23 protein-coding genes are annotated in these 25,963 nt (G+C 62.1%); 11 read left to right on the top strand and 12 right to left on the bottom strand.

Annotation, left to right across the window (positions count from 1 at the left end; translation table 11 throughout):
- Positions 1-3: 3 nt before the first annotated feature.
- From ACTJKE_RS19880 to ACTJKE_RS19900, 5 genes are all read right to left on the bottom strand, one after another.
- The gene (locus tag ACTJKE_RS19880) at positions 4-345 is read right to left on the bottom strand and encodes a tRNA-binding protein (RefSeq protein WP_113511296.1); all 342 of its coding nucleotides are present in this window, start codon (positions 343-345) and stop codon (positions 4-6) included.
- A 37-nt stretch (positions 346-382) separates the two neighbouring features.
- Entirely contained in the window at positions 383-1,342 is a 960-nt protein-coding gene (locus tag ACTJKE_RS19885) for a LysR family transcriptional regulator (RefSeq protein WP_063891431.1), read from the bottom strand.
- A gap of 341 nt (positions 1,343-1,683) precedes the next feature.
- Positions 1,684-2,502 (bottom strand): pyrroline-5-carboxylate reductase, encoded by an 819-nt coding sequence (gene proC / locus ACTJKE_RS19890; protein ID WP_113511297.1) that lies wholly within the window; start codon positions 2,500-2,502, stop codon positions 1,684-1,686.
- Between the two features lie 2 nt (positions 2,503-2,504).
- A complete protein-coding gene (locus ACTJKE_RS19895) occupies positions 2,505-3,005 on the bottom strand; it encodes a YbjN domain-containing protein (RefSeq protein ID WP_113511298.1) in 501 nt (166 codons plus the stop codon).
- Positions 3,006-3,453: 448 nt separating this feature from the next.
- Positions 3,454-3,714, bottom strand: coding sequence for an accessory factor UbiK family protein (locus tag ACTJKE_RS19900; protein ID WP_057254338.1), 261 nt, complete (start codon positions 3,712-3,714; stop codon positions 3,454-3,456).
- A gap of 214 nt (positions 3,715-3,928) precedes the next feature.
- Between ACTJKE_RS19900 and lgt the strand changes: the two genes are divergently transcribed.
- Positions 3,929-4,765 (top strand): prolipoprotein diacylglyceryl transferase, encoded by an 837-nt coding sequence (gene lgt, locus ACTJKE_RS19905; protein WP_113511299.1) that lies wholly within the window; start codon positions 3,929-3,931, stop codon positions 4,763-4,765.
- Between the two features lie 58 nt (positions 4,766-4,823).
- Positions 4,824-5,927: a class I SAM-dependent methyltransferase gene (locus tag ACTJKE_RS19910; RefSeq protein ID WP_440692198.1), complete on the top strand. Its 1,104-nt coding sequence runs from the start codon at positions 4,824-4,826 to the stop codon at positions 5,925-5,927.
- A gap of 124 nt (positions 5,928-6,051) precedes the next feature.
- Here ACTJKE_RS19910 and ACTJKE_RS19915 read toward each other — a convergent pair whose 3' ends face one another.
- The 3 genes from ACTJKE_RS19915 to ACTJKE_RS19925 form a co-directional block, all read right to left on the bottom strand.
- On the bottom strand, positions 6,052-7,794 hold the full coding sequence (locus ACTJKE_RS19915; RefSeq protein WP_057253144.1) for a TRAP transporter large permease: 1,743 nt from the start codon (positions 7,792-7,794) through the stop codon (positions 6,052-6,054).
- Complete coding sequence (locus ACTJKE_RS19920; protein ID WP_057253142.1) at positions 7,791-8,459, bottom strand: TRAP transporter small permease subunit; 669 nt, start codon at positions 8,457-8,459, stop codon at positions 7,791-7,793. Before ACTJKE_RS19920 ends, ACTJKE_RS19915 begins: the two co-directional genes overlap by 4 nt.
- 178 nt (positions 8,460-8,637) lie before the next feature.
- Entirely contained in the window at positions 8,638-9,780 is a 1,143-nt protein-coding gene (locus ACTJKE_RS19925) for a TRAP transporter substrate-binding protein (RefSeq protein ID WP_057253140.1), read from the bottom strand.
- A gap of 371 nt (positions 9,781-10,151) precedes the next feature.
- On the opposite strand from ACTJKE_RS19925, the gene pgeF reads away from it, so the two are divergent.
- From pgeF to ACTJKE_RS19945, 4 genes are all read left to right on the top strand, one after another.
- The gene (pgeF, locus tag ACTJKE_RS19930) at positions 10,152-10,946 is read left to right on the top strand and encodes a peptidoglycan editing factor PgeF (protein ID WP_113511302.1); all 795 of its coding nucleotides are present in this window, start codon (positions 10,152-10,154) and stop codon (positions 10,944-10,946) included.
- Between the two features lies 1 nt (position 10,947).
- Complete coding sequence (locus tag ACTJKE_RS19935) at positions 10,948-12,099, top strand: M24 family metallopeptidase (RefSeq protein ID WP_057253138.1); 1,152 nt, start codon at positions 10,948-10,950, stop codon at positions 12,097-12,099.
- An 84-nt stretch (positions 12,100-12,183) separates the two neighbouring features.
- Positions 12,184-13,008 (top strand): hypothetical protein, encoded by an 825-nt coding sequence (locus ACTJKE_RS19940; RefSeq protein ID WP_057253137.1) that lies wholly within the window; start codon positions 12,184-12,186, stop codon positions 13,006-13,008.
- A gap of 207 nt (positions 13,009-13,215) precedes the next feature.
- On the top strand, positions 13,216-14,148 hold the full coding sequence (locus ACTJKE_RS19945) for a ribose-phosphate pyrophosphokinase (RefSeq protein WP_057253136.1): 933 nt from the start codon (positions 13,216-13,218) through the stop codon (positions 14,146-14,148).
- A 605-nt stretch (positions 14,149-14,753) separates the two neighbouring features.
- On the opposite strand, the gene ACTJKE_RS19950 is transcribed toward ACTJKE_RS19945, so the two are convergent.
- Positions 14,754-15,782: an aldo/keto reductase gene (locus ACTJKE_RS19950; protein WP_113511303.1), complete on the bottom strand. Its 1,029-nt coding sequence runs from the start codon at positions 15,780-15,782 to the stop codon at positions 14,754-14,756.
- Positions 15,783-15,887: 105 nt separating this feature from the next.
- On the opposite strand from ACTJKE_RS19950, the gene ACTJKE_RS19955 reads away from it, so the two are divergent.
- A complete protein-coding gene (locus tag ACTJKE_RS19955; RefSeq protein ID WP_255571338.1) occupies positions 15,888-16,799 on the top strand; it encodes a LysR family transcriptional regulator in 912 nt (303 codons plus the stop codon).
- A 114-nt stretch (positions 16,800-16,913) separates the two neighbouring features.
- The gene (locus tag ACTJKE_RS19960; protein ID WP_440692202.1) at positions 16,914-17,621 is read left to right on the top strand and encodes an NYN domain-containing protein; all 708 of its coding nucleotides are present in this window, start codon (positions 16,914-16,916) and stop codon (positions 17,619-17,621) included.
- 25 nt (positions 17,622-17,646) lie between these two features.
- Here ACTJKE_RS19960 and ACTJKE_RS19965 read toward each other — a convergent pair whose 3' ends face one another.
- From ACTJKE_RS19965 to ACTJKE_RS19975, 3 genes are all read right to left on the bottom strand, one after another.
- Positions 17,647-18,039 (bottom strand): DUF779 domain-containing protein, encoded by a 393-nt coding sequence (locus ACTJKE_RS19965; RefSeq protein ID WP_440692204.1) that lies wholly within the window; start codon positions 18,037-18,039, stop codon positions 17,647-17,649.
- A 154-nt stretch (positions 18,040-18,193) separates the two neighbouring features.
- A complete protein-coding gene (adh, locus tag ACTJKE_RS19970) occupies positions 18,194-19,702 on the bottom strand; it encodes an aldehyde dehydrogenase (RefSeq protein WP_440692206.1) in 1,509 nt (502 codons plus the stop codon).
- 371 nt (positions 19,703-20,073) lie between these two features.
- Positions 20,074-21,030: a helix-turn-helix domain-containing protein gene (locus ACTJKE_RS19975; protein ID WP_058326546.1), complete on the bottom strand. Its 957-nt coding sequence runs from the start codon at positions 21,028-21,030 to the stop codon at positions 20,074-20,076.
- A gap of 249 nt (positions 21,031-21,279) precedes the next feature.
- Here ACTJKE_RS19975 and ACTJKE_RS19980 point away from each other — a divergent pair, with 249 nt between their 5' ends.
- The 3 genes from ACTJKE_RS19980 (at position 21,280) to ACTJKE_RS19990 (ending at position 25,868) form a co-directional block, all read left to right on the top strand.
- Positions 21,280-22,461 carry a benzoate/H(+) symporter BenE family transporter gene (locus ACTJKE_RS19980; protein ID WP_440692208.1) on the top strand — a complete coding sequence of 394 codons (1,182 nt, stop codon included), beginning with the start codon at positions 21,280-21,282 and terminating at the stop codon, positions 22,459-22,461.
- A 156-nt stretch (positions 22,462-22,617) separates the two neighbouring features.
- Positions 22,618-23,226 carry a 50S ribosomal protein L25/general stress protein Ctc gene (locus ACTJKE_RS19985; RefSeq protein WP_058321130.1) on the top strand — a complete coding sequence of 203 codons (609 nt, stop codon included), beginning with the start codon at positions 22,618-22,620 and terminating at the stop codon, positions 23,224-23,226.
- A 257-nt stretch (positions 23,227-23,483) separates the two neighbouring features.
- A complete protein-coding gene (locus ACTJKE_RS19990) occupies positions 23,484-25,868 on the top strand; it encodes a putative bifunctional diguanylate cyclase/phosphodiesterase (protein ID WP_440692210.1) in 2,385 nt (794 codons plus the stop codon).
- The last annotated feature ends 95 nt before the right edge of the window (positions 25,869-25,963 follow it).

Below are 25,963 nucleotides of genomic sequence, written 5' to 3' on the forward strand. Positions count from 1 at the left end.
GGATCACATCAATTTTTTGCCGTTGGGAACTGGCCGCTCGGTGGCAGCCAGCACGATCGCGCCGGCCTCGTCTGCAAAACCCAGCGTCAGCACTTCGGAGCGAACGGGCCCGATCTGGCGCGGTGGAAAATTGACCACGCCCAGCACCTGCCGCCCGACGAGATCTTCCGGACGATAATGCACCGTGATTTGCGCCGATGACTTTTTAATGCCGATCTCTGGCCCGAAATCGATTTTCAGCTTGAAGGCCGGCTTGCGCGCTTCCGGAAAGGGTTCGGCTTCGACGATCGTGCCCACGCGAATGTCGACACGCTCGAAATCAGCAAATTCAATCGTTTCAGTCACGGCAATTCCCTTTGTGAAAAGTACTCAGTCGCCGGGCTTAAAGCATCGGGCGAGATTCCGGAAGCGCACCGGTATCGGCAGGCTCCCCGTGAAATCTTGCCTCTTCCCAGGGGCGGCGCGCGAACTGCTCGGCAAGGAAATCGACGAAGACGCGCACACGCGGCGGCAGGAAACGCCGGTGCGGATAAACCACGGTGATCGGTTCCGCCTCGGCATAATTACAATCGGTCAGAAGCGGCACCAGCAAGCCCGCCCGGATATCTCCACCGACAAGAATTTCGGAGAGCCGCACGATCCCGATGCCGGCGAGCGCGAGGTGCCTCAGCGCTTCCGTGCTGTTGGCTTCGACGGAACCACGAACACGGATCGCATGCCGGCCGTTGCCATCCTGGAACTCCCAGACGTTGAGGCGGCCATGGGCGGTAATGGCAAGGCAGACGTGCCGTTGCAGGTCATCAGGCGTCTTGGGAACACCGTGCCTTTCGAGGTATCCCGGCGCCGCACAGATGACACGACGGTTCGATGCCAGGCGCCGCGTCACCAGCGTACTGTCGCTTTGCGCCGCAACCCGTATGGCGACATCCGCGTCACCGTTCATGAGATCGACGATCGCGTCGCTGAAATCGAGCTCCAGATCGATCGCCGGGAACCGCTCGATGAAGGCCGGCAGCATGGGCACGATCAGGCGATGACCGAAGGCGCTCGGCAGGCTGACCCGCAGGCGGCCGCGCGGCTCGGCGCCCGGCTGGATCGCAAACTCAGCATCCTCGATATCGCCGAGGATGCGACGGGCCGACTCCGCATAGGCGCTGCCTTCGCTGGTGAGGCTGATGCTGCGCGTCGATCGCTGCAGCAGCCGCACGCCGAGGCGCGCCTCCAGTCGGCCGATGATCTTGCTGACGGCCGATGGTGTCATGCGCAGCCGCCGCGCCGCCGCCGAGAAATCCCCCTCCTCGACGACGGCGAGAAACACCGCCATGGCTCCCTGCCGGTCCATTGCATCTATTCCATTTCGTCACAGATGAACGGAACTTAACATGGATTATCGCGGCCGACGATAGGCTGTAGCTTGGACCTGGAACTCAGACAGCGGAGCCCGCGAGGTGACGGAAATGGATGAGCAGCGAAAGGATATGCCGGCGAGCTACCAGCTACATTCCTGGGCGCGACGTCAGCGCAACGCCGCGATCCGCGACATGTGTCGCCGGGCAATAGGCGCGATCTGGAGGTGCCTGTTCGACCGGCGTACAGGCCCTGGACAAGGCGCAGGCGCTGCCCCCCGCGCGCCGTAGAGCAACCCTCACGCCGGCGCCATTACGGCACCAGCGTTTCGTGAGCTCAGCCCGCCAGCTCTTCCGCCCGTTTGCGTGCTGCGGCGATCGCCTTGTCGAAAAGCGGCTGCATGCCGTCGTCGGCCATCAGCACGGAGAGCGCTGCCGCTGTCGTACCGCCGGGCGAGGTCACGTTTTGGCGCAGCCGTGCCGCCTCGTCGGGGGACTGATGCAACAATTCGCCAGCGCCCGCGACGGTTTCCCGCGCGAGCCGCATGGCGAGGTCCGCCTCGAGGCCGGCCTTGCGGCCCGCCTCCGCCATGCACTCGACGAGGTAGAAGACATAGGCCGGACCGCTGCCCGAAACCGCGGTTACCGCATCGATTTCGGCTTCGGTCCGGACCCATTCGACGGGCCCGCTGACCTTCAGCAGATCGTGAACTTGGGCACGCTGCGCTTCGCTGACGCGCGCATTGGCAAAGGCACCGGTAACGCCGCGGCCGATCATCGCCGGCGTGTTCGGCATGGCGCGAACCGTGGCCGCAGCACCCAAGTGCGTCTCGATGAAGGCGAGCGTCTTGCCGGCGGCTACCGAAACGATGACGGTATCCGGACCGACGAGCGGCTTCAACGGCGGCAGCACGGCGTCCATCACCTGCGGCTTGACCGCGAGGAAGACCACGCCGGCCTGAACGCCTGATGGCGCCGAGGTCGCATATGTCACGCCGTTGTCGGCAATGAGCTTGGCCATGGCCGGTGGCGGGCCGGGATCGACGACGAGCACGTCAGCACCCCTAACGCCGCTCTTCAACCAGCCGGAAAGCATGGCGCCGCCCATATTGCCGGCGCCGACGAGGACGATGGGACCGGAAGCGGCATTCGCCATGATCAAGCCTCTCCAACCGTTTCGAACAGGACCGCATCGACGGCGCGCTGCGCGTCCATGCCGGACCAGACGACGAATTGAAACGCCTGATAATAGGATTCGCAAGCGTCGAGTGCGCTCGAAAGCAGAACTTCGACCTGTTGATTGGTCGGCTCGGCGCCGCCGGCGAGCAGCAGCGACTGGCGGAAGATCACCACTTCCTCCTGGCGCCACAGGTCGAAGTGGCCCATCAGCACCTGCCCGTTGATATGGGAGAGCAGGCGGATGACTTCGTTGACCCGGCTTTCCGGCACCTTGATGTCGAAGGCGCAGGCAAGGTGCAGAGCCTCGAACTCCTCCATCCAGGAGAAGGAAACGTGGTAGTCTGCCCACCTGCCTTCGACCGTCATGGCGATTTCGTCTTCGCCGGATCGCTCGAACGACCAGTCGTTATTTGCGGCCACGAACTCGATCATATCGACCGGGTTGGATTGGCGCTCGACTTCCATTTCCAAAAGGCTCATGCATCACCCTGTATAGGTGTGGCGCAGACGTGCATCATCACGCTCACAAGACGCAACGCTGCAAACCCAACACCGATTACAAACACACTATGATTGCTGAACTCACATCCATCCTGGCTGACTTACCCTGCCCGGAGCTTGCGTGGTTCGTTTCGAATCATCATTTAAAATCAGTGTATAATGGCGGAGTCAGGCTGCCAGCCCCCGGGCCGAAAAATAGCCGGGATGAATCGCGTCCACGTTGTCATTTGGATGAAGCGCGAGAGCTTAACTGACTCTGCCATAAGGGTTTTTTGGCAGTGTCCACAGGTGGAAAACTTTTCAGGTTTTATTAACCAGCCTTAACGCCGTTTCAATCGATCCAGGATTAACGACAGCAAAACGCCCGCGAAACCAGTTCGCGGGCGAAGTAAAAACGCCAAAATACCGTTATTTCGGCGGAATCGCGTTACTTGCCGGCCTCGGCGAGACGCGCTTCCAAAGCCTCAATGCGGGCGAGCAGCGCATCGTTTTCCTCGCGCGCCTTGATCGCCATCTCCTTGACCATCTCGAACTCCTCGCGCTTGACCACGTCGAGCGAGTTCAGTGCGCGTTCGGCCTGTGCGCGGAAGGCGGTCTCGACCTCGCGGCGCACGCCCTGGGCGGCACCTGCGGCATCGGTCATGATCTTGGCAAAGTCATCCAGAATGCGGTTAGCGCCTGTGCTCATCGTCGCGATCTCCATTTCAGCCATCGCCTCGCATTGCGATGCGGTCATGAATTTCAGGTAGGGTCAGCGGCGAGCGGATGCAAGGAAAATCACATGCCAAATCACGTCGCTGTGTCCGAAGCGCCCCCATCGGCGCCTTGACCCGGCGGAAATCGCTCGCCATGTTCCGCCGAAACTATCGGCCCTGCACGAGAAATAGGCACGAGAACATATCTTGGAAACTCTAGCGACCCGTCTCGCCATCCTTCCCTTCCCCGAAATCGACCCCGTCATCTTCCAGATCGGGCCTCTCGCCGTCCACTGGTACGGGCTCGCCTATGTCGCGGGCATCCTGATCGGCTGGTTCTATGCGCGCCGCCTGGCGATGAACAACGCGCTCTGGCGCAACGAGACCCCGGCGGTCACGCTGCAGCAACTCGACGACTTCCTGCTCTGGGCGGCCGGCGGTATCGTGCTCGGAGGCCGCATCGGCTACATCCTCTTCTACGACCTCGGCTCCGTTCTCGCCAATCCGATCCGCGCCATTGAGATCTGGAACGGCGGCATGTCGTTCCACGGCGGCTTCCTCGGCACGACGCTCGCGATGATCATCTTCGCGCGGCGCAACGGCATCGTTCTCTGGAGCCTGTTCGATATCGTCGCGGCCGTCGTCCCGATCGGCCTGTTCTTCGGCCGCATTGCCAATTTCATCAATGGCGAGCTCTGGGGCCGCCTCTCGTCGATGCCCTGGGCAATCGTCTTCCCGACCGGCGGGCCCTTTGCCCGTCACCCGAGCCAGCTTTATGAAGCAGCCCTCGAGGGCCTCGTGCTTCTCTGCGTGCTTGCCTGGTTCATTTACCGTCGCCAGGCGTTGAAATCCCCGGGCCTCGTCACCGGCACCTTCGTGCTTGGCTATGCCTTGAGCCGCATTTTCGTCGAATTCTTCCGCGAACCGGACGCGCAGATCGGCTATCTTGTCGGTGGCTGGCTGACGATGGGCATGCTGCTTTCGCTGCCGATGGCGCTCGCCGGCATCTGGGCGATAACCCGGGCGCGGCGTGCAGCTGCCTGAGAGCGGATAAGGCAAGGGCGTGCGGCTTCCGGCCGCCTCCCGCTAACTGGACGAAGGCATGACGACACCACTTGCGGACAAGATCAAGGCGCTGATCAAGGCTCACGGGCCGATCAGCGTCACCGATTACTTCTCGCTTTGCCTCGCGGATCCTGAACACGGCTACTACCGGGTTCATGAACCCTTCGGCAAAGAGGGCGATTTCACCACGGCGCCGGAGATCAGCCAGCTCTTCGGAGAGATGATCGGCGTCTTTCTCGTCCACGCCTGGCAGCAACACGGCAAGCCCGAAGGCGCGCTGATCGCCGAAGTCGGCCCCGGCCGCGGCACGATGATGGCCGACATGCTGCGTGTGGTGCGTCGCCTCGCACCCGAGCTCTATGCCTCTGCCAGCGTGCATCTCGTCGAGACCAGCGAGCGCCTGCGCAAGATCCAGTCCGAAACCCTGGTCGCCCATGGCAACAAGGTCGAGTGGCATGCAAGCTTCGAGACTTTGCCCGATGGCTTCCTGCTGCTTGCCGCCAACGAGCTGTTCGATGCCATTCCGATCCGGCAATTCGTGCGCACCGCGCAAGGGTTCCGCGAGCGCATGGTCGGGCTTGATGCCGATGACCAACTGACCTTTGCTGCCGGCGTCGCCGGCATCGATCCGGGCCTCTTGCCGACGCCGGCGCAGGGTTTGGCCAAAGGCACGATCTTCGAGATCGCCCCTGCCCGCGATGCTGTCATGTCCGCCCTTTGCGAGCGGCTGAAGATCAGCGGCGGCACCGCCGTGATCATCGATTACGGCCATCTTGCCACCGGCTATGGCGATACGCTGCAGGCCGTTCGCGATCACGAATATGATCCGCCACTCGCCAATCCGGGCCGGGCCGATCTCACCAGCCATGTCGATTTCGAGCAGCTCGCCCGCCGCGCCGAGACCGACGACGTGCAGATCAACGGCCTTGCGCACCAGGGCGATTTCCTGGTCGGTCTCGGTCTGCTGGACCGCGCCGCGGCACTCGGTCGCGACAAGGATGCGCTCACCCAAGAGGGCATTCGCCAGGACGTGGAAAGGCTCGCCGGCGCCGGTGTCGGAAAAATGGGGGAATTGTTCAAGGTTCTCGCCGTGAGCAGCCCTCCGGTGCCGCTGTCGCCCTTCCGCAAGCCGAAGCCCTGAGCGCACAGCCTACAGCGCCGCGCGTCTTATCGGACGCGCAAAGGTCGCTGTGGCACTTTGAGTTGTTGCATGTTTTTATCCTTAAATCGGCTAGGATTTAAGGAAATATGCAGTAGCGCACGGTTCAGCCGTAAAGATAGTTCGGGAGCCAGAGGGTTATCCCGGGCCAGAGATACATGATGACCATGCAGAGCACGACGATCAGCATATAGGGCATCATGCCCGCAAAGATCTGGTTGATCGTCACATGCGGCGGCGCGACACCCTTCAGATAAAAAGCTGACATCGCGACTGGGGGCGACAGAAATGCCGCCTGCAGGTTGACGAAGACGAGAACGCCCCAAATCACCGGATCGATGTCGAAGTGCTTTAGCAGCGGCAGAAAAATCGGCACAAAGATGATGATGATCTCGGTCCACTCGAGCGGCCAGCCGAGCAGGAAGATGATCGCCTGCGAAAGAATCATGAATTGTACCGGCGTCAGATCGAGCGATAGCACCCATTGCTCGATCAGCGCCTGGCCGCCAAGTATGGCGAAGACGGCAGAAAACAAGGCCGAGCCCACGAAGAGCCAGCACACCATGGCCGTTGTCTTCGCCGTCAGGAACACCGCTTCCTTTGTGCGCTTCCAGTTGAGCGTCCGGGCCTGGAATGCGAGCAGGAAAGCCCCCGCCGCGCCGACGGCCGCAGACTCGGTCGCCGTGGTGATCCCGAAGAGGATTACGCCGAGCACGACTATGGTGAGGATGGCGAGCGGCATGACGGAGGAGATCAAAAGCTTCACCACCTGCAGCCGCTCCGCACTCATATTGCGGTAGTAGCGGACGAGCACCACCGCAGCGATCGTGGCAATCAACCAGAAGGACACGTAGAAGCTTGTCGCCGGCCCGTTGATCGCGGTCGGCGCGGCATCCGCCGCCGGTGCCCCGAGCTGTTCCAGCCCTTCTGGCGCCTCCGCCTCCGCCGATGCCTGCGGATGGATGACGACATACCACCATACGAGCGCCATCGTAAAAGCCGTCAGTGCTAGCGGGACCAAGGCAGCGCAGAAATTCTTGACGAGAGCCCAATAGGTGAGAGACCCCTCCTCGGTTTCGAGAGCCAGCGCCCTTGCCGGTGAGACTAGTGCGCGAGAGAGCCCGGCCAGCATGTTGTGCGAGTACGACGCTTGCAGGCCCCGCATCCACGCGCTGACGGGCACTTTGGTCTGCTCCGCAGGCAGCGGCGGAGCGATCTTGGGGCTGATGAGCGCCCAGCCGAGAATATAGGCGAGGTAGAGCAGCGCGAGGAAAAACCCGGGGAACATGGCAGCGGCGTAGAGCTTGACAACGGATTGTCCCGCGACTGCGGCATAGACGATGATCATCACCGAGGGCGGGATCAGAATGCCGAGGGTACCGCCCGCCGTGATCACACCGGAGGCAAGCTTCACGTCATAGCCGGCGCGTAACATCGGATTGAACGCAATCACGCCCATCAGCACGACCACCGCACCGACGAGGCCGCTGGCGATGCCCCAGAAGGTACAGACGATGAGGGTAGCGACGGCGAGCGACGCAGGCACCCGCTTGAATGCGAGCTGAATGCTGTAGAACATCTTGTCGACCAGCGCACCCCGCTCCATCACGTAGCCCATGAGCACGAACAACGGGATCGAGATCAGAACGTCATTGGTCATCGCCCCATAGGTACGCTGCACCATCAGGTCGAAGACGCGATTGTCGATCCAGTGCTCGGCCGGATTGTAGAAGGCGTAGAAGCCGAAGAGCATGCCAAGCCCCATCAGCGTAAACGCCGTCGGAAACCCCATCATGATGACCACCACGATGAGCATCAGCATCGTCAGTCCGAGGAGTGGATCGCTCACGTCTCGCCGTCTCCCCCCATTCCCCGTTGCCGCGCCGCCCTGTCGATCGCCTGCGCACGCTCGATCGCAGCCTCGCGCGTTTCCGCGTCGACATGCTCGCTGTGCTCAAGCTGCTCGGCGACGACGTCGAGCTCCTCCACATCCTTGAGCCGACTTGGCCATTCGCCGGTCCGCAGGCAAACGATGCAGCGCGTGATCTCGGCCAGCCCCTGAAGCAGGACGAAACCGCCAGCGACCGGAATGACGGTTTTGAAATAGTAGATAGGCGGCCCCTCCGCCGTCACGGTCGAATGCTCGCCGATCCGCCAGGAAAGTGCTGCATAATCGTAGCCGGCGTAAACGAGCGCGGCGACGCCGGGCAGGAAGAAGAGGACGTAGAGGACCAGATCGAGGGCGGCTTGCGTGCGCGGCCTCATGGAGCTGTAGAGGAAGTCGCCGCGTACATGAGCATTCTGCGCCAAGGCGTATGCCCCCGCGAGCATGAACAGCGAGCCATAGAACATGTTGCTGGCATCGAATATCCAGGCCGTCGGCATGTTCAGGATGTAGCGTTTGACGACCTCTACGCAGACCATCGTCATCAGCCCGATAATCAGCCAGGCTGCGGCTTTACCGATCCACACGCTGGTCGCATCGACCCTGAGCAGAAAATGCTGAACGTTCACGCATGCCCCCCGCTGCAAGAGGGGCGCTACAGCGGCGCGCCTTTCAAGAACGCACAGAGTTCGCTGTAACGCTTTGATTTATCGAATAGTGTGATCCTTCGACTGTCTCCGATGTGCGAAATGAGATGAGCCGGTCTTCCGCCTGAATCCCGTCTGATTGACGCGAAGCGGCCGTGCCTCAGAGATCCTTCGCCACGCCGTCCTGTCCGAAGTAGTGGTCGAATGCCAGCCGCCGACTGACGACGGTGTCCTGTTCCCAGCGCGTGGCCCGCTCGGCAAAAACGAGCTGGGACTGGAGCACTTCCTTGAACAGCGGGTTTTCCGCTGCCTTCTTCTTCACCACCTCGTCGTAGACCTCCAGTTGCTTCTTGAGAATTGCCTCCGGGGTCTTGTAGAACTTGACCTTGTCGACGGTCTGCATCTCCCGGTAGTCCGTGGAATAGCGATCGATCGCCTTCCAGGCCATATCCTGAGATGCCGCCTCGACGGCGTTGGTGATGATCGCCTTCATCTGATCAGGTAGACCGTCGTACTTCGGCTTGTTGAACATCACTTCGAACTGCTCGCCATTCTGGTGGTAGCTCTGCAGCATGCAAATCTTCGATACATCCGGGAAACCGAGCACCCGGTCGGACGAGGCGTTGTTGAACTCGGCCGCGTCGATCAGGCCTCGATCGAGCGCCGCAACGATTTCGCCGGCCGGCAGCGCGTTGACCGCCGCGCCGAGGCCGGTGAAGACATCGATCGAGATGCCCACGGTACGGAACTTCAGGCCCTGAAGATCCTCGGGCTTTGCGACTGGCTTCTTGAACCAGCCAAGCGGCTGGGTCGGCATCGGCCCATAGGGGAACGAGACCACGTTGGCGCCAATGGATTCATACAGTTTTGCGAGTAGTTCCTTGCCGCCGCCGTATTTGTGCCAGGCGAGCAGCATGTTGGCATCCATGGCGAAACCCGGGCCAGAGCCCCATAGCGCGAGCGCCGCCTGCTTGCCGTAATGGTAGACGAGGACGCCGTGACCGCCGTCCAACGTTCCTTGCGATACGGCGTCGAGCAGGCCGAAGGCCGGCACCACGGCACCAGCGGGCAGCACTTCTATCTTCAAATCGCCACCGGTCATATCATTGACCTTCCTGGCGAAGTCGAGCGCGAATTCGTGAAAGATGTCCTTGGATGGCCAGGTGCTTTGCCAGCGCATGCTGATCGGCCCCTGCGCCTTGACAACGCTAGGCGCGGCGACCGTTGCGACCCCCGCTATTGCCGCACCGCCCAGGAATTTGCGACGCGAAATCCGTCCCTCGATATGGGTTCTTCGCTTCATATGCTCCTCCCGAAGGCACAAGCATTTCTTGCTATATTAGATAATACTCTTATGCAGAGCCCCACGCAAAGATTGCACGCAGCGTCGCTCAAAAGCCTGCAGGTAAGGCGCCATCCCGACCTCTTGTTTTTCCGCGGGCCTCGTGCAGATGCGGGCGTCGAAGGAAGGCGTTTTCGTCAGCGCGTAGCGGCGGTGGCCGAGCGATGACTGCCCCTCGAAATCACAGGCCGCTGGCTCCCCCTATCGTTCGGGAATTGACAGCCCAGCCATCGCGGGTCAACATCGCGCCGGCAAATCAGCCGCCAGTCGCCGGGCCGGAGCGCGCCCCCAAACCCATTGAATTTATTCATAAAGCAAAGGCAAATATACCGATGCAGCATGACGCCGCGCTTTCTCCCGTGCAGAGCTCGCTTTTCGGCGAGAAGGCCGGGCCGGCAATCGCCCACGGTTATTTCACCCGCCAGGGCGGCGTTTCCGAAGGGCTCTATCGCGGCCTCAATGTCGGCCTCGGTTCGAAGGACGAAAGAGCCCATGTCAACGAGAACCGCACCCGCGTCGCGGGCTGGTTCGGCGCGCCGCTGGAACGGCTGGCGACGGTTCATCAGGTCCATTCCCCCAACGCCATCGTGGTCGACGAAAGCTATGACGGTAGCCGCCCTGAGGCTGATGCGCTGGTGACGGCGACGCCCGGTATCGTGCTCGGCGTGCTATCGGCCGATTGCGGCCCGATCCTCTTTGCCGACGCAGAAACCAATATCATCGGCGCCGCCCATGCCGGCTGGAAGGGCGCGCTTGGCGGCGTGCTCGAGAGCACCGTCGACGCGATGGTCTCGCTCGGCGCCCGGCGCGATCGCATCGTCGCCTGCCTCGGCCCGTCGATCAGCCATCGCAACTACGAAGTCGGTGCCGAATTCGTCGAGCGCTTCGTCTCGGCGAACGACAGCTACGCAACCTATTTCAGGCCGTCAGACCGCGACGGCCACGCAATGTTCGACCTGCCGGGTCTCACGATCAAGCGGTTGACCGAAGCAGGCGTAGCAGCCGAAAATCTCGATATCTGCACCTATGCCGACGAGGAGCGCTTCTTCTCCTACCGTCGGACGACACACAGGCAGGAACCGGACTACGGCCGGCAGATTTCCGCCATTTGCATACGGGGGACCTGACATGGCGCTTCAATTTGCCCAGGAAGAATATGCAAGCCGCCTCGATCGGCTGACGGAGAAGATGCGCGAGGAGAAGCTCGATGCCGTGCTGCTCTTCGCCCAGGAGAGCATGTACTGGCTGACGGGCTACGACACCTTCGGCTACTGCTTCTTCCAGACGCTGGTTGTGAAGAAAGACGGCTCGATGGTCTTGCTGACGCGCTCGGCCGACCTGCGCCAGGCACGCCACACCTCCAATATCGAACGCATCGAGATCTGGGTGGACCGGGCCAATGCCGATCCGACCCTGGATCTCAAGAACCTCTTGAGCGAACTCGACCTGCTCGGCTGCCGCATCGGCGTCGAATACGATACGCACGGCATGACCGGCCGCGTCGCCCGACTGCTCGACCGCCAGATCCAGACCTTCGGCGAGATAATCGACGCCTCGTACCTCGTCAGCCGTCTGCGCCTCATCAAGAGCGACGCCGAGATCGCCTATGTCGAGAAGGCAGCAAGCCTGGCCGACGATGCGCTCGACGCCGCGCTGCCGCTGATCCGTCCCGGCGGCAACGAAGCCGACATCCTCGCCGCGATGCAGGGCAAGATTCTGGCCGGCGGCGGCGACTATCCGGCCAACGAATTCATCATCGGCTCCGGCGCCGACGCGCTGCTCTGCCGCTACAAGTCCGGGCGCCGCGTGCTTGACAGCCAGGACCAGCTCACCCTCGAATGGGCCGGCGTCAGCGCCCACTATCATGCGGCGATGATGCGCACCGTCGTCATCGGCGAACCGACCAACCGTCACCGCGAACTCTACAGCGCCTGCCGCGAAACCATCCAGGCGATCGAGATGGTGCTTCGTCCCGGCAACACCTTCGGCACCGTCTTCGACATGCATGCCAAGATCATGGACGAGCGCGGCCTCGCCCGTCACCGCCTCAACGCCTGCGGCTATTCGCTCGGCGCCCGCTTCTCGCCCTCCTGGATGGAGCACCAGATGTTCCATCTCGGCAACCCGCAGGAGATCGAGCCGAACATGTCGCTGTTCGTGCACATGATCATCATGGATTCCGACAGCGGCACCGCCATGACCCTCGGCCAGACCTACCTCACCACCACGGATACTCCGCGCCCGCTGTCGCGCTATGGCCTGGACTTCATTTCTGCTTAGGGAAATCCGCCTAGAATTGCTTTGAACTGGCAGACGACAGGAGACGTTTCAAAAACTGCCGCGAAGAAAACGGACGGTTTGAACATGCGAAAGCTCACCACGCCTATCGTTGGCCTCGGACTCCTCGTCGCCCTGGCTGGCTGCAACAGCACCGACATGCTGACGCCGCAGGTCGACGTCGGCGCCGGAACCTTTCGCTCGCCGCCGGTGACGCAATCCGACCTCGACGCCATGTCGGCTGAGACCGCCGTCGCCCCAGTGCAGCGCGAACCCGTCAGCCAGACCACCGCCTACTCTCCTCAGCCGGCCCCTTCGAACACGCCGACGGCCTATGCCAGCGGCGATGCGACCTATACCGATCCGGCCGGCACGTTCGAGGCCCAGGCAAGCCGGCTTGCCGCCGGTTCAGCACCCGTCCAGAACACGATCCAGAACCAACCGCCCCCGGTACAACAGACGCCAGTGCAACAGACCGCAGCCGCTGCCGAAGAGATCCAGAACGAGCCGAGCGTCGCTTCGCTGCCGAAGGCAAGTGCCGCCGCCAGCGGCACGATCCGGTTCCTGCCGATCATCGGCGCACCGGTCCAGGCGGTCACGCCGCTCTCCAAGCAGCTTGGGGCCGAAGCGCGCGCACACGGCCTGACGATCAAGGGCTCTGGCGATGCCAGCAGCGAACATATCCTCAAGGGCTACTTCTCGACGCTCAAAGACGGCGACAAGACCACCGTCGTCTATGTCTGGGATGTGCTCGACGGCAGCGGAAACCGCCTGCACCGTATCCAGGGACAGGACTCGGTTCCCGGCGGCGGCGCCGACTTGTGGAGCGGAGTCCCGGCGGCAACCATGCAGGGAATCGCGACGAAAACCATCAACGCCTACCTCGAATGGCGGCAATCTCAGGCCGGTTGATGCAAAGTTTTTAGGATATTGGCCTTCGCGGCGCAGCATTCCCCTTGCATTCAAGTTCAGTCTCGCTAAAAAGCGGCCGATCAGCTCTGAACGGCGGCCATCCGCAAAGAATGTCCGCGATTGGAATGGCTCTCGGAATCTGCGCGGAACACACCGCTCCCGGAAAAGTACCGGACGGTGACCGCGCCAGCTCAAGGCGGTCCGTCAATGAAGGTTTTCGCAGGCAATTCGAACCGGCTGCTGGCCGAAGCGATCTGCAACTATCTCAACCTGCCTCTCGGCAAAGCGGCGGTACGCCGGTTCGCCGATCAGGAAATCTTCGTCGAGATCGGCGAAAACGTGCGCGGCGAGGATGTGTTCATCATCCAGTCGACCTCTTTCCCCACCAACGATCACCTGATGGAACTGCTCATCATGATCGACGCGGTGCGCCGCTCTTCCGCTCGCCGCATCACCGCAGTGCTTCCCTATTTCGGCTATGCCCGCCAGGATCGCAAAGCCGGTCCGCGCACGCCGATCTCCGCCAAGCTCGTCGCCAACCTGATCACCGAAGCCGGCGCCGACCGCGTTCTGACCCTTGATCTTCACGCCGGGCAGATCCAGGGCTTCTTCGACATCCCGACCGACAATCTCTATGCGATCCCGATCCTGGCGCGCGACGTCAAGGAAAACTACGACCTCAAGAACGTCATGGTCGTTTCGCCCGACGTCGGCGGCGTGGTGCGCGCCCGCGCGCTTGCCAAGCGCCTCGACTGTCTGCTGGCCATCGTCGACAAGCGTCGCGACCGTCCCGGTGAATCGGAAGTCATGAACGTCATCGGCGACGTGAAGGGCAAGGACTGCCTGCTGATCGACGACATCGTCGACTCGGGTGGCACACTCTGCAACGCGGCCGAAGCGCTCCTAAAGAACGGCGCAACCAGCGTCACGGCCTACATCACCCACGGCGTTCTGTCCGGCGGCGCGGTTGCCCGCGTCACTTCGTCGATGCTGAAGGAACTGGTCATCACCGACTCGATCCAGCCGACCACGGCCGTCCAGTCCGCCCACAACATCCGCGTGATCACCACCGCTGGCCTGCTTGGCGAAGCCATCAGCCGCACCAGCCAGGAAGAGTCGGTTTCGAGCCTCTTCGACTGAGATCGTTGCGAGCACGCGAATTTCTGAAAACAACGCCGGCGCCCAAGCGCCGGCGTTTTTCGTTGAGCGAGAAGTACCGCGAGCAAGGCGAGTCTGAATGAAAGCCGCAACAATCTGTGAGCGTGAGGGTATGCTTTACGTTCACAGTTCATCAAAGACGACTGTAGGGCTTTGAATTCTCAATGCTCCAGTTTTGAGTATCGACAAGACCGATGTCGGAGAAGTAGGCCGCGCGATTAGGGAGTGCTTGGCAGCATCTTGCGAGAATGTCCCGCACCCGAGGTCGTTCACAAACCTATTCGATCCAGTGCTCGTTCGCGCGGGGGTAAAATCGTTCGGCAGATTCTTGAAAGCAGCTAAATGCGTAGAGGTCGAAACGAGCTGTGAGGCAACGGTAAGGTTGATCCCGACACGAAATGAAGGCGTCAAGAGCGGATTCGTTCCGCTAACGGGCAAAACTGTAAGCGTCATTGGTTCAGATGAAGATCTAGGTTCGGCAGCGATTGAGGCGCTCGCAACATCGGAATGACGAAACAAGCTCGCGAATTCCCCCCCAAATTTACGCCGGCGTCAAAGTGCCGGCGTTGTTCGTTGCGGAGACACAGCTATTTCCCGAGAGCCTGCGTCATCGGCTGGTCAACGAGGTTGTCGATGAACCAGTTGGGATAAACCGGCGCCGGCACCGTCTCGGCATCGAGCACCGAGATTTCCGCCTGGGTCAGAACAAGATCGGCCGAACCAAGATTGTCCTTGAGCTGGTGCGGCTTGGAGGCTCCGAGCAACACGCTCGTCACCGCCTTCTTCGAAAGCAGCCAGGCGATCGCCACCTGCGCCACGCTCGCCCCGTGATGATCGGCGATCCCGCGCATGCGCTCGACCAGCTTGAAGCCCTGTTCCTTGTCGAAGGGCAGGATGTCGAAACCGGAATAGCGGTTGTCGGGGTCGCCAAGATTTTCGCGCGTGTACTTGCCCGAAAGAAAGCCCGACGCGAGGGGGCTCCAGACAGTCAGCCCCAGCCCGTAGCGCTGCATCATCGGGATGACGTCACGCTCCACGTCGCGGCCGAGCAAGGAATAATGCATCTGGCCATGGGTGAAAGGCGCTAGTCCGTTGGCCTTCTGGATCTCAAGCGCGGCCGCCACCTTCCAGGCCGACCAGTTGGAAAAGCCAATGTAGCGCACCTTGCCGGAGCGAACGACCGCATCGAGCGCGAGAAGCGTTTCCTCGAGCGGCGTGTGCGGATCTTCCTTGTGAACGATGTAGGCGTCGATCCAGTCGGTGCCGAGACGCTTCAGGCTCTGATCAACCGACCAGAGGATGTGGCGGCGCGAAAGGCCGGCCTGGCTGAGTGGCGTTCCGGTGCGAAAGCCGACCTTGGTGGCGATCACCACCTCGTCGCGACGGGACTTGAGCGCCTCGCCGAGGATGCGTTCCGACTGCCCGGAGGCATAGGCGTCGGCCGTATCGAAGAAGTTGATGCCGGCATCCAGCGCCTGTCCCACAAGGGCATCGGCCGCTTCGGCATCGGTCTTGTAGACGGCGCCGAGGCTGCGATCGCCGGCGGTGAAGGTCATCGCGCCGAAGGCAAGGCGCGAGACCACGAGACCGGTGTTTCCAAGCGTCGTGTATTGCATGTCGTTCTCCATTGCTCGAAGGAAGTGGTGTGAGGAGACCATGCCAAAGTTGATTGCGATGAAAAATAGCTGTTATCTTTAAGGCTTCGGAAGCAGAACTTCATAATGGCGATGACACGCGATCCATTCAACGGGCTAAGAGAATTCCTGGCGGTTGCCGAGAGCAGCAGCTTCACCGCGGCGTCAGCGACGCTCGGCGTTACGCCCAATGCCGTCAGCCAGACGATCAGGGCGCTCGAAGCCCGTCTCGGCCTCCAGCTCTTCGTCCGCACCACGCGGCGCGTCGCTCTGACCGAGGCCGGTAGCGCCTTCCTGAAGCGCGTGCGCCCTGCCGCCTCCGAGATCGCCGATGCCTACGAGCTGCTCGGAGACTTTCGCGACCGGCCCATGGGCAACCTGCGGCTGACCGTGCCGCGCATGGCGATCCCGCTGGTGCTGACGCCGCTTTTGCCGCGCTTCCGCCAGGCCTATCCGGACGTTTCGGTGGAAATCTCGATCGACGATGCCGCCGTCGATATCACCGAGCGCGGCTTCGATGCCGGCATTCGCATCGGCGAAGCGGTCGAACGGGATATGATTGCGGTCCGGCTGACGCCAGACATCACCTGGACGGTGGTCGGCTCGCCGTCCTACTTCGTGAAACGAGGGCGGCCGCAAACGCCCGAAGAGCTGACACGCCACGAGGCGATCCGCTATCGCTACCCGGCATCCGGCACGATCTACCGCTGGGAGTTCGAGCGGGAGGGACGCGACTTCTCCGTCGACGTACCCGGCGGGCTGACCGTCAACGACTTCCAGATGCTCGTGGAGATGGCGGAAGCCGGCACCGGGCTCGCCTACCTGCCGGACCTTTCGGTACGCGACGCTGTCGCAACCGGGCGCCTTGAACGGGTACTCGAAGCCTACCTGCCGAGGTCGCCGGGCCTCTTCATCTATTTCCCCGCCAAGGCCCAGACCCAGCCGAAATTGCGGGCGCTTCTCGATCTGGCGGCAAAGATCGTGCGGGAGCGGAAGTAGGTCGCTCCGTCCACCGCTTTCGCAACCACACCTGAATCACATGCGCATTGACAATCTTGAGGTGTGAGCAGCATAAATACCTAATTTAGAAAACGGGCACATTAAGGTGTGAGCATGGAAATTGGTTCTCAGGGGCGCCGTGACCGCCTGGCTATACTGATAGATGCCGATAACATCCGCTCCAGTTTTCTGCCGCTTATCATTCGCGAAGCATCGGCGCTCGGCACCGCTTCCATCAAACGTGTTTATGGAGACTTTGGCCGCCCTGCGATGGCCATCTGGCAGCCGCTGCTCCATAAATATGCATTCTTGCCGGTTCACGTCGCACCAGCAGCGAAAAGCAAGAACGCCACCGATTTGAAGCTGGCGATCGACGCGATCGATATCCTGCATCGCGGACAAGTCGATGGCTTCTGCATTGCCTACAGCGACAGCGATTTCACCTCGCTCGCAAGCCGGATCCGGGAGGATGGCCTGTCCGTCTACGGCTTTGGCGAAAAGAAGGCGCCCAAACCCTACGCGAATTCATGCAACCGATTCATTTATTGCGATCTCCTTCTTGTGGAAGGTACAAAAGGCGATTGTAAATCGAATAAGCCGGCAAAGCTGCCTCTGAAAGAAATCTTGGCGGCAATTGACGACACATTGGGCGACGACGGGTGGGCTCACCTCGGCACAGTCGGTAGCGTACTCAACAAACGAATACCGAATTTCGATCCCCGAAAACACGATTTCAAGAACCTCAAGGCGCTGATTAAGAGCATTTCGTGCCTGGAGCACCGGGAGACCAGCCGCACTTCGTTCCACGTAAGGCGGAAATGAGTTGGTGTTGGCGCGTATGGGAGCGCTATCCACGCACGACGACGCAAGCCTCGCCGCCGCCAAACAGACCCGAACGGGTGAGGAATCGCTTCTCCCGTCCGTTGTCGAGCGAGAACATCCCGCCCCGCCCCGGCACCACGTCGATGATCAGTTGCGTGTGCTTCCAGACCTCGAACTGGCTGGCGCTGATATAGACGGGTACGCCGCCGACGGCGCCGAGCTTCACGTCGTTGTCTCCGACGATGTAATCATCAGCCGGATAACACATCGGCGACGAGCCGTCGCAGCAGCCGCCGGATTGGTGAAACAGGATATCGGGATGGTCGTGCCGGATTTCGGCAATGAAATCGAGCGCCGCGTCCGTCGCAAGCACCCGCGGTTCGTTGGTTTCGGTGGTCCCGGTCATTTCAATGGACATCACGAGCCTCCCTGCTCGATCGCGCATCCCATATTGGTCGGCTGAGGCGCGGGTGGAGCACACCTCAGCCGCCGGTCGGGCCAGAGGAAAGGTGGAGATTACCTTCCCTCTGGCTTCTGTTGCCCTCCCCGACGGAGGGGAAGGCAGGGTCCGATCAGAAGAAGCCGAGCGCCTTCGGGCTGTAGCTCACCAGCATGTTCTTCGTCTGCTGGTAGTGATCGAGCATCATCTTGTGGGTCTCGCGGCCGATGCCGGACTGCTTGTAACCGCCGAAGGCCGCATGCGCTGGATAGGCGTGATAGCAATTGGTCCAGACGCGGCCGGCCTGGATTTCACGACCGAAGCGGTAGCAACGGTTGGCATCGCGGCTCCAGACGCCGGCACCGAGGCCGTAGAGCGTGTCGTTGGCGATCTCCAGCGCTTCCGCCTCGGTCTTGAAGGTGGTGACCGAAACGACGGGTCCGAAGATTTCCTCCTGGAAGATCCGCATCTTGTTGTGCCCGCGGAAAACTGTCGGCTTGACGTAGAAGCCTTCCGACAGTTCGCCTTCGAGCACGTTGCGGCCACCGCCGGTGAGCACTTCGGCGCCTTCCTGTTTGCCGATGTCGATGTAGGAGAGAATCTTTTCGAGCTGTTCGCTGGAGGCCTGTGCGCCGATCATCGTGGCGCTGTCGAGCGGATTGCCCTGGCGGATCGCCTCGACGCGTTTCACCGCCCGCTCCATGAAGCGGTCATAGATGCTCTCCTGCACCAGCGCACGGCTCGGGCAGGTGCAGACTTCGCCCTGGTTCAGCGCGAACATGGCAAAGCCTTCGAGCGCCTTGTCGAAGTAATCGTCATCCTCGGCCAAAACGTCGGCAAAGAAGATGTTCGGCGATTTGCCGCCGAGTTCCAGCGTCACCGGAATGAGGTTCTGGCTGGCATATTGCATGATCAGCCGACCGGTCGTCGTTTCGCCAGTAAAGGCGATCTTGGCGATGCGCGGGCTGGTAGCGAGCGGCTTGCCGGCTTCAAGGCCGAAGCCGTTGACGATGTTGAGCACGCCTGCCGGCAAGAGATCGCCGATCAGCTCCGCCCAGACGAGGATCGAGGCCGGCGTCTGCTCGGCCGGCTTCAGGACGACGCAATTGCCGGCGGCAAGCGCCGGAGCCAGTTTCCAGGCCGCCATCAGGATCGGGAAATTCCACGGGATGATCTGGCCGACGACGCCGAGCGGTTCGTGGAAGTGATAGGCGACCGTGTCGTGGTCGATCTCGCCGATCGAGCCTTCCTGCGCGCGGATGCAGGCGGCGAAGTAGCGGAAATGGTCGATGGCAAGCGGAATGTCGGCCGCCATGGTCTCGCGGATCGGCTTGCCGTTGTCGAAGGTTTCGGCCCGCGCCAGGAGTTCGAGATTGTCCTCCATGCGGTCGGCGATCTTCATCAGGATGTTGGAGCGCTCGGCGGCCGACGCCCGGCCCCATTTTTCGCGGGCCGCGTGGGCGGCGTCGAGCGCAAGCTCGATGTCAGCGGCATCCGAGCGCGCCACCTGACACAGCACGCCGCCGGTCACCGGCGTCGTATTGTCGAAATAGCGCCCGGCCACCGGCTCGCGCCATTCGCCGCCGATGAAGTTGCCGTATTTCTGCCTGAACGGGCTTTCGACGATCTTCTGATGCAACATGGTCTTTCCTCCCTGAGAACCAGCAACGGGGCTGTGAGAAGGAAGGTGCGACTGAACGTGCGTCTTCGATAGTGAGGCGCAAGCACCAGTGACGCGATGTGTTTCAGAATTGAGACAGGTAGGCTTGGATCCCGTGCTGCAGTGCAGCAAACTGGGCGGCAAGTCTGCGGTTGCTTCAGCCCGCGTTTGCCCCTCATCCCCCTGCCGGGACCCTCCCCGTCGTCACGGGGAGAAGGGGCAAGCGGCATGCTCCCCATTCCCCCAAGGATCAGGGCCACCACAATCGCAAAGACCGCTCGGGGCCACGTCCCCTCTCCCCGTCTGCGGGGAGAGGGTTAGGGTGAGGGGCAGCCTTCAGATGGGTAGGAAGATCAGTTGACCTGGAGCCGCTTCATCTTGCGGTAAAGCGTGGCGCGGCTGATGCCGAGCAGCTCGGCCGCCATGGAGACGTTGCCGCTGGCACGGGAAAGAACACGCCGGAGCGCCGCGCGCTCCGCATCGGGAAGCTCGGCGGCATCGCCTGACGTGTCCTCTCCAAGAAGGTCGGAGGCCGGAACCCCGGCGGCGATGCGCCGGTCGTCGAGGTCGAGCCATTGCCGTGCGGCACGCGTCGCGCCGAGCACGAGGTCGTCGCGGTCGACAGCAAGGAGCGCCGGCCCGGCTCGATCCACTGGCACCAGCACGATGCGCGCACCGGCGAAGGCACGACGGAAGAGGCCGGCCTCGATGCGCGCGGCGGCGTCACGAACCGCCTGCGACAGGATCGACATGGTGATCTCGGAGGCATCGTCACGGCAGGTTGAAATGTCGATGGCCGCCGCCAATCGCCCGCGATGATCGCGGATCGGCGCGGTCGCGCAGCTCAAGCCGATATTGCTGCTCAGGAAATGCTGATCGCGCTGGATGACGACGGCGCGCTCATCGGCGATCGCCGTGCCGATGCCGTTGGTGCCCACATTCGCCTCGCTCCAGACCGTTCCCGACCAGAGCCCGACGCCGCGAAATTCAGCGTCGTCGCCGACCGCTCCGCGCCGCTCGAGCGCCACGCCGTCATTGTCGGTGAGGAGCAGGCAGCAGCCAGCCCTGCCGACGGTCGCAAACAACCGGTCGAGTTCGATGCCGGCCTCCGCCAGCAGCTCACCGGAGCGCTCGCGGACGGAGCGAAACTCGCTGTCCGACAGCCGAAGCGGCGTACGGGCTTCCTCCGGAGCAAGCTTATGCAGGGTCATGCAGCGCCGCCACGACGCGGCCACCGATGAGCTCGCCGCCGCCGAAGACTGGTGCGCGACCCGATAGACAAGTTCCGAATGATCCCTGACGGCAGGCATCGGCTTCCTCCCTGAAAGCGTCGACCGGCGGAAGGCGGATGCGACCGATCTCCCAAACGGCGCACCTGCTTGGGCGGCACTATAGCCAACGATCTCCGCAAAGGTCCAGCCAGACGAAGGTTCGAGGGTCAGCCCCCCTCAGCGAGTTTGATCGGTGCATCACGCGGCCGATATCGACAGCGCGCCCGAATGTGATACGCGAAAGGATCAGATCGCCGCGACTCACCCCCACAACAGCCGGTTGCCGCCATGTTTCGTGACTTCTCGCCCCAGAGCCTCTTCATGGGCCTGCTGATCGCCTTCGTCGGCTTCGCCAGTTCCTTCGCCGTCGTGTTGCACGGCCTGACCGGAGTCGGCGCCAGCGAAGCACAGGCTGCCTCCGGGCTGATGGCGTTGTCGATCTCCATGGGCGTCTGCGCGATTGTCATCAGCGCCATCACGCGGCTGCCGGTCAGCATCGCCTGGTCGACGCCGGGTGCCGCACTGCTCGCGAGCGCCGGCGTCGTCGAAGGCGGCTTCAACGCTGCCGTCGGCGCCTTCCTCGTCTGTGGGCTGGTCGTCGTCGTCGCCGGCCTCTGGAAACCGCTCGGCCGCCTGGTTTCGGGCATTCCTGCCCCGCTCGCCAATGCCATGCTCGCGGGGGTGTTGCTCAGCCTCTGCTTCGCGCCGGTCAAGGCGATCGCCTTCAATCCGCTTCTCGGCTTGCCGATCCTCATCGCCTGGGCGGTCGTCGGCAGCGTCAACAAGCTCTATGCGGTGCCGGCCGCGCTCGTCGCTTTCGTACTCGTCATCGCCTTCGGCGTCGAAGTCCCGGCGGGCGCCTTCTCTACCCTGTCCTCGGCGCTGGTGCCGACCGTCGAGTTCGTGACCCCACAGTTCAATGTCGCAGCCATGGTCAGCATTGCGCTGCCGCTGTTCATCGTCACCATGGCCTCGCAGAACATCCCCGGCATCGCGGTGTTGAAGGTCAACGACTATCACCCCGCCCCCGGGCCGCTGTTTGCGACCACCGGCCTCTTTTCCATGCTGAGCGCGCCGTTCGGCGGCCACGCGGTCAATCTGGCGGCGATCACCGCCGCCATGTGCGCCGGCAGCGATTCTCATCCCGATCGCAACCGACGCTACTGGTCGGCGATCAATGCCGGCGCCTTCTACATTCTCTTCGGGCTGCTTGCCGGCGCCGTCACCACCTTCGTCAGCCTTGCGCCTTCCATCCTGATCGAGGCGGTGGCCGGCCTCGCGCTCGTCGGCGCCTTCGCCAGTTCCGCCATGGCCGCCTTCACCGAGGCGAAGACACGCGAGGCGGCCGCCATCACCTTTCTGGTGACGGCATCGGGCGTCAGTTTCGCCGGTGTTTCCGGGGCCTTCTGGGGTCTGATTGCCGGTGGGCTGATGCTGGCGCTTGCGCGTCTTACCCAGAAAAAGGCCTGAACCCGCGGCAAAGCTTGCATTTCAAGCCGATCTCGTCTATGCACCGCCCCGTCCGCGTAGACACCCTTGGAGGCAACGCGGATGAAGCCCATGTGGCTTCGGTTCATCCGCCATGTCGGATGAGCTCTCCAGATTTAGACATAGAAAGGTCTACCCATGAGCCACGCAACTTACGAGCTCAAGGCCGAGACGCGCGAACGGGTTGGTAAGGGGTCCTCCCGTGAACTTCGTCGCAACGGTCTTATCCCGGCTGTCATCTACGGTGACAAGCAAGCCCCCGTTTCCATCGCACTCTCCACCAAGGAAGTGACGATGAAGATCCACGCCGGCGGTTTCATGACCACCGTCGCGGTCATCGACGTCAACGGCGAAAAGATCCGCGTCCTGCCGAAGGACTACCAGCTGGATCCGGTCCGTGACTTCACCATGCATGTCGACTTCCTGCGCGTCTCCAAGGACAGCCAGGTTACCGTTGAAGTTCCGGTTCACTTCGAAAACGAAGAGAAGTCCCCGGGCCTGAAGGCTGGCGGCGTTCTGAACATCGTTCGCCACGAAGTCGAACTCAACGTTTCGGCCAACGACATTCCGGAATTCCTGAGCGTCGATCTCTCCGGCCTCAAGGTCGGCGACGCCGTTCACATTTCCAACATCAAGCTGCCGAAGGGCGCGACCCCGGTTATCACCGACCGCGACTTCACCATTGCAACGATCGTTGCTCCGGCCGGTGGCGTGAAGGAAGAAGCCGAAGGCGAAGCAGAAGCCTGATTGGCTTTTGGGTGACTGGCGAAAAGCCAGTCCCGCTGCACTTCATCGAGAGCCCGTCCCATTCGTTTGGGGCGGGCTTTTTGCATTGGTCCACAGGCCTCTCGCCCAGCGCCGGCATCGCGTCTCATCATTTATCACGAAGCGATTTCAGCAACATTTAAGGTTTTGATGATGTTCTTCTGTCGGGGAAACTGGGGCTCAGACTGAAGAGAATCCGAAATGAAATGCGTGGCAGCACCTTCCAAGGCGTGCATCCGATGATGCATTCCGTGGAGAACCGATTTATTGCGATTGTCTGTGGCGCAATGCTCGTTTTCATTGCCCCTCTGCTCGTTCTCTTCCTGAGTATATCCAGCGACCGCATCGCACGCGAGCGGATTCACAACATCGAACTGCTGATGGCCGCAAGCGCCGAGGCGCTGGGCAAACCCATCTGGGACTTCGACAGCGACGGCATAAAGCACATCGCCCGATCGCTGATAAACGGCACCGATATCCTCTCTGTCACCGTCCGCGACCAGACCGGCTCGATCCTCGCCCAGATGCCGCTCGGCGGCGCTGTGCCCGGCACCAAGGACCGGATCCTCAGCCTGCCCATTTCCTATCAGTCCATGGATGGGATGAAGGAGATCGGTCGCATCGAGGTGAGAGTGCCGACGCCCGGCCTTCTGTCGCAATTCAGCAAGGACGAGCTGGCGATCCTCGCCATCCTGCTCTTCGCCGTCGCAATCGTCTTCGCCGCAGCCCTCGTCGGCAATCGCTTCACGGTGATGCGCCCGCTGATGCGCCTGACAGCGGCGATCGAGGCGACGCGCCGGCTCGGCTCACGCCACCGGGTCGACTGGACCTCCGACGACGAAATGGGCGCGCTTGCCGCCAATTTCAACGAGATGCAGGACCGGCTCGAGCGCGAAGAGACCGAACTGAAGAATGCGCACGAACGCGTCACCGATATCTACAACCTGACGCCCGCGATGCTGTTCTCGCTCGACGTCGACGGACGCCTGCTCGCCGTCAGCGACTACTGGCTGCTGGCGACCGGTTACGATCGGGACGACGTCATCGGCCGCGACTTCGTCGATTTCATCGATCAGCACTGGCACGAAACCTATCGCAGCCATGCCAAAACGATCGCGGTCGGCGACCATGAGATCCGGGAGGTCACCGTTCCTTTCCGCAAGACGGATAGCGAGCTGATGACGGTGCTGATCCAGGAGACGAAGGCGACCGGTGAAGGCAGCCTGTCGCTCTCCGTCATGACCGATGTCACGGCGCTGAAGCAGGCGGAAAGCCGCAACCACACCCAGGCGATCACCGACCACCTCACCGGCCTGCTCAACCGCCAGGGGTTCGAAGGGGCACTCGATGACGCGATCCGGCAGGCCGACGAATGCGGCATGCAGCTTGGCTGCCTGTTCATCGATCTCGACCGCTTCAAGTGGATCAACGACAATTTCGGCCACGCGGCCGGCGACGAAGTGTTGCGCCACACGGTCGAGCTCATCCGTGACGCGCTGAGCCCCGGCGACATCATGGCCCGCCTCGGCGGAGACGAATTCGCCATCCTGATTTCCGACCGGGACGCGGCTGCGCTCGCAAGCGAGATCGGCGAACGCATCGTTTCGGCACTGCGCGAGCCGATGCCGATTGCCGGCAACGAACTGCTCGTCAGCGCCAGCGTCGGCATCTCGGTCTACCCGGCCCATGCGGAAAACGCCTCCGACCTCCTGCTCAAGGCGGATATGGCCATGTATGCGCGCAAGCACGATGGCAAGAACGGCCTGCAGCTGTTTGACGCCAGCATGCTCGACGCTTCCCGCGAGCGCCATGAGATCGAACAGTGCATCGAGGCTGGGCTGAAGGACGACCACTTCGAGGCCTGGCTGCAGCCGATCGTCAGCCTTGCCGACGGACAGATCGCCGGCTTCGAGGCGCTGATGCGCCTCAACCACCCGGAAAAGGGCCTGATGCCGCCCGGCAAGATCATCGGCATTGCCGAGGAAACCGGCACGATCGCCCGCATAGGCGACCACATCCTCGAAAAGGCGATCCGCCATCTGGCTGCGATCTCCGAGCTGGACGGCACGCAGAACACCTACCTAGCCGTCAATTTCTCGCCGCTGCAATTCGAGCTGACGCTGCCGCACAAGCTCGCCGCACTGCTCCTGAAGCACCATATTTCGCCATGCCGGATCGTCGTCGAGATCACCGAAGCCGTCCTCATGCTCGACAATCCGGAAGTGCACGCGGTGCTGAAGCAACTCAACGAATTCGGCTGCCGCATCGCGCTCGACGATTTCGGCACCGGCTATTCATCGCTGAGCTACCTCAACCGTTTCCCGGTCGATATCGTCAAGGTCGACCAGTCCTTCACCCGTTCGCTGAGTTCCGGCACCGCCGACATCCGCCGCAAGAGCCGCATGCTGATCAAGGGCATCCGCACGATCTCGCACCAGATGGGCTGCACCGTCGTTGCCGAAGGCATCGAGACGAAGGAGCAGTGGCAGCTGCTGCGCAAGCTGGGTGTCGATTGCGGCCAGGGCTATCTCTTCAGCCGGCCGATGCAGATCGACAGCATGCTGAAGATGCTGGAAAGCGACTCGGAGGCAAAGACGGCGGCGGTGGCAGACAGGCGGGCATGATGTTCGCTGCCAGCGGTCACGCTCTCCGATGGAGGTTCGGGACGCGGCAGCACTGCGCGGATACCGCAAGGCATGCAGCAAAAGGAGGAAAGCAC

The organism is Ensifer sp. 22521, from assembly GCF_052044795.1.
Lineage (GTDB): Bacteria > Pseudomonadota > Alphaproteobacteria > Rhizobiales > Rhizobiaceae > Ensifer.

What these genes read in the sequence shown, in the direction of transcription:
- ACTJKE_RS19885 (WP_063891431.1), bottom strand. Translation starts at nt 1,342, where the DNA reads ATGGACCGGCAGGGAGCCATGGCGGTGTTTCTCGCCGTCGTCGAGGAG.
- proC (WP_113511297.1), bottom strand. Translation starts at nt 2,502, where the DNA reads ATGGCGAATGCCGCTTCCGGTCCCATCGTCCTCGTCGGCGCCGGCAAT.
- ACTJKE_RS19895 (WP_113511298.1), bottom strand. Translation starts at nt 3,005, where the DNA reads ATGAGCCTTTTGGAAATGGAAGTCGAGCGCCAATCCAACCCGGTCGAT.
- ACTJKE_RS19900 (WP_057254338.1), bottom strand. Translation starts at nt 3,714, where the DNA reads ATGAGCACAGGCGCTAACCGCATTCTGGATGACTTTGCCAAGATCATG.
- ACTJKE_RS19910 (WP_440692198.1), top strand. Translation starts at nt 4,824, where the DNA reads ATGACGACACCACTTGCGGACAAGATCAAGGCGCTGATCAAGGCTCAC.
- ACTJKE_RS19925 (WP_057253140.1), bottom strand. Translation starts at nt 9,780, where the DNA reads ATGAAGCGAAGAACCCATATCGAGGGACGGATTTCGCGTCGCAAATTC.
- pgeF (WP_113511302.1), top strand. Translation starts at nt 10,152, where the DNA reads ATGCAGCATGACGCCGCGCTTTCTCCCGTGCAGAGCTCGCTTTTCGGC.
- ACTJKE_RS19935 (WP_057253138.1), top strand. Translation starts at nt 10,948, where the DNA reads ATGGCGCTTCAATTTGCCCAGGAAGAATATGCAAGCCGCCTCGATCGG.
- ACTJKE_RS19940 (WP_057253137.1), top strand. Translation starts at nt 12,184, where the DNA reads ATGCGAAAGCTCACCACGCCTATCGTTGGCCTCGGACTCCTCGTCGCC.
- ACTJKE_RS19945 (WP_057253136.1), top strand. Translation starts at nt 13,216, where the DNA reads ATGAAGGTTTTCGCAGGCAATTCGAACCGGCTGCTGGCCGAAGCGATC.
- ACTJKE_RS19950 (WP_113511303.1), bottom strand. Translation starts at nt 15,782, where the DNA reads ATGCAATACACGACGCTTGGAAACACCGGTCTCGTGGTCTCGCGCCTT.
- ACTJKE_RS19955 (WP_255571338.1), top strand. Translation starts at nt 15,888, where the DNA reads ATGGCGATGACACGCGATCCATTCAACGGGCTAAGAGAATTCCTGGCG.
- ACTJKE_RS19960 (WP_440692202.1), top strand. Translation starts at nt 16,914, where the DNA reads ATGGAAATTGGTTCTCAGGGGCGCCGTGACCGCCTGGCTATACTGATA.
- ACTJKE_RS19965 (WP_440692204.1), bottom strand. Translation starts at nt 18,039, where the DNA reads ATGTCCATTGAAATGACCGGGACCACCGAAACCAACGAACCGCGGGTG.
- adh (WP_440692206.1), bottom strand. Translation starts at nt 19,702, where the DNA reads ATGTTGCATCAGAAGATCGTCGAAAGCCCGTTCAGGCAGAAATACGGC.
- ACTJKE_RS19975 (WP_058326546.1), bottom strand. Translation starts at nt 21,030, where the DNA reads ATGCCTGCCGTCAGGGATCATTCGGAACTTGTCTATCGGGTCGCGCAC.
- ACTJKE_RS19980 (WP_440692208.1), top strand. Translation starts at nt 21,280, where the DNA reads ATGTTTCGTGACTTCTCGCCCCAGAGCCTCTTCATGGGCCTGCTGATC.
- ACTJKE_RS19985 (WP_058321130.1), top strand. Translation starts at nt 22,618, where the DNA reads ATGAGCCACGCAACTTACGAGCTCAAGGCCGAGACGCGCGAACGGGTT.
- ACTJKE_RS19990 (WP_440692210.1), top strand. Translation starts at nt 23,484, where the DNA reads ATGATGCATTCCGTGGAGAACCGATTTATTGCGATTGTCTGTGGCGCA.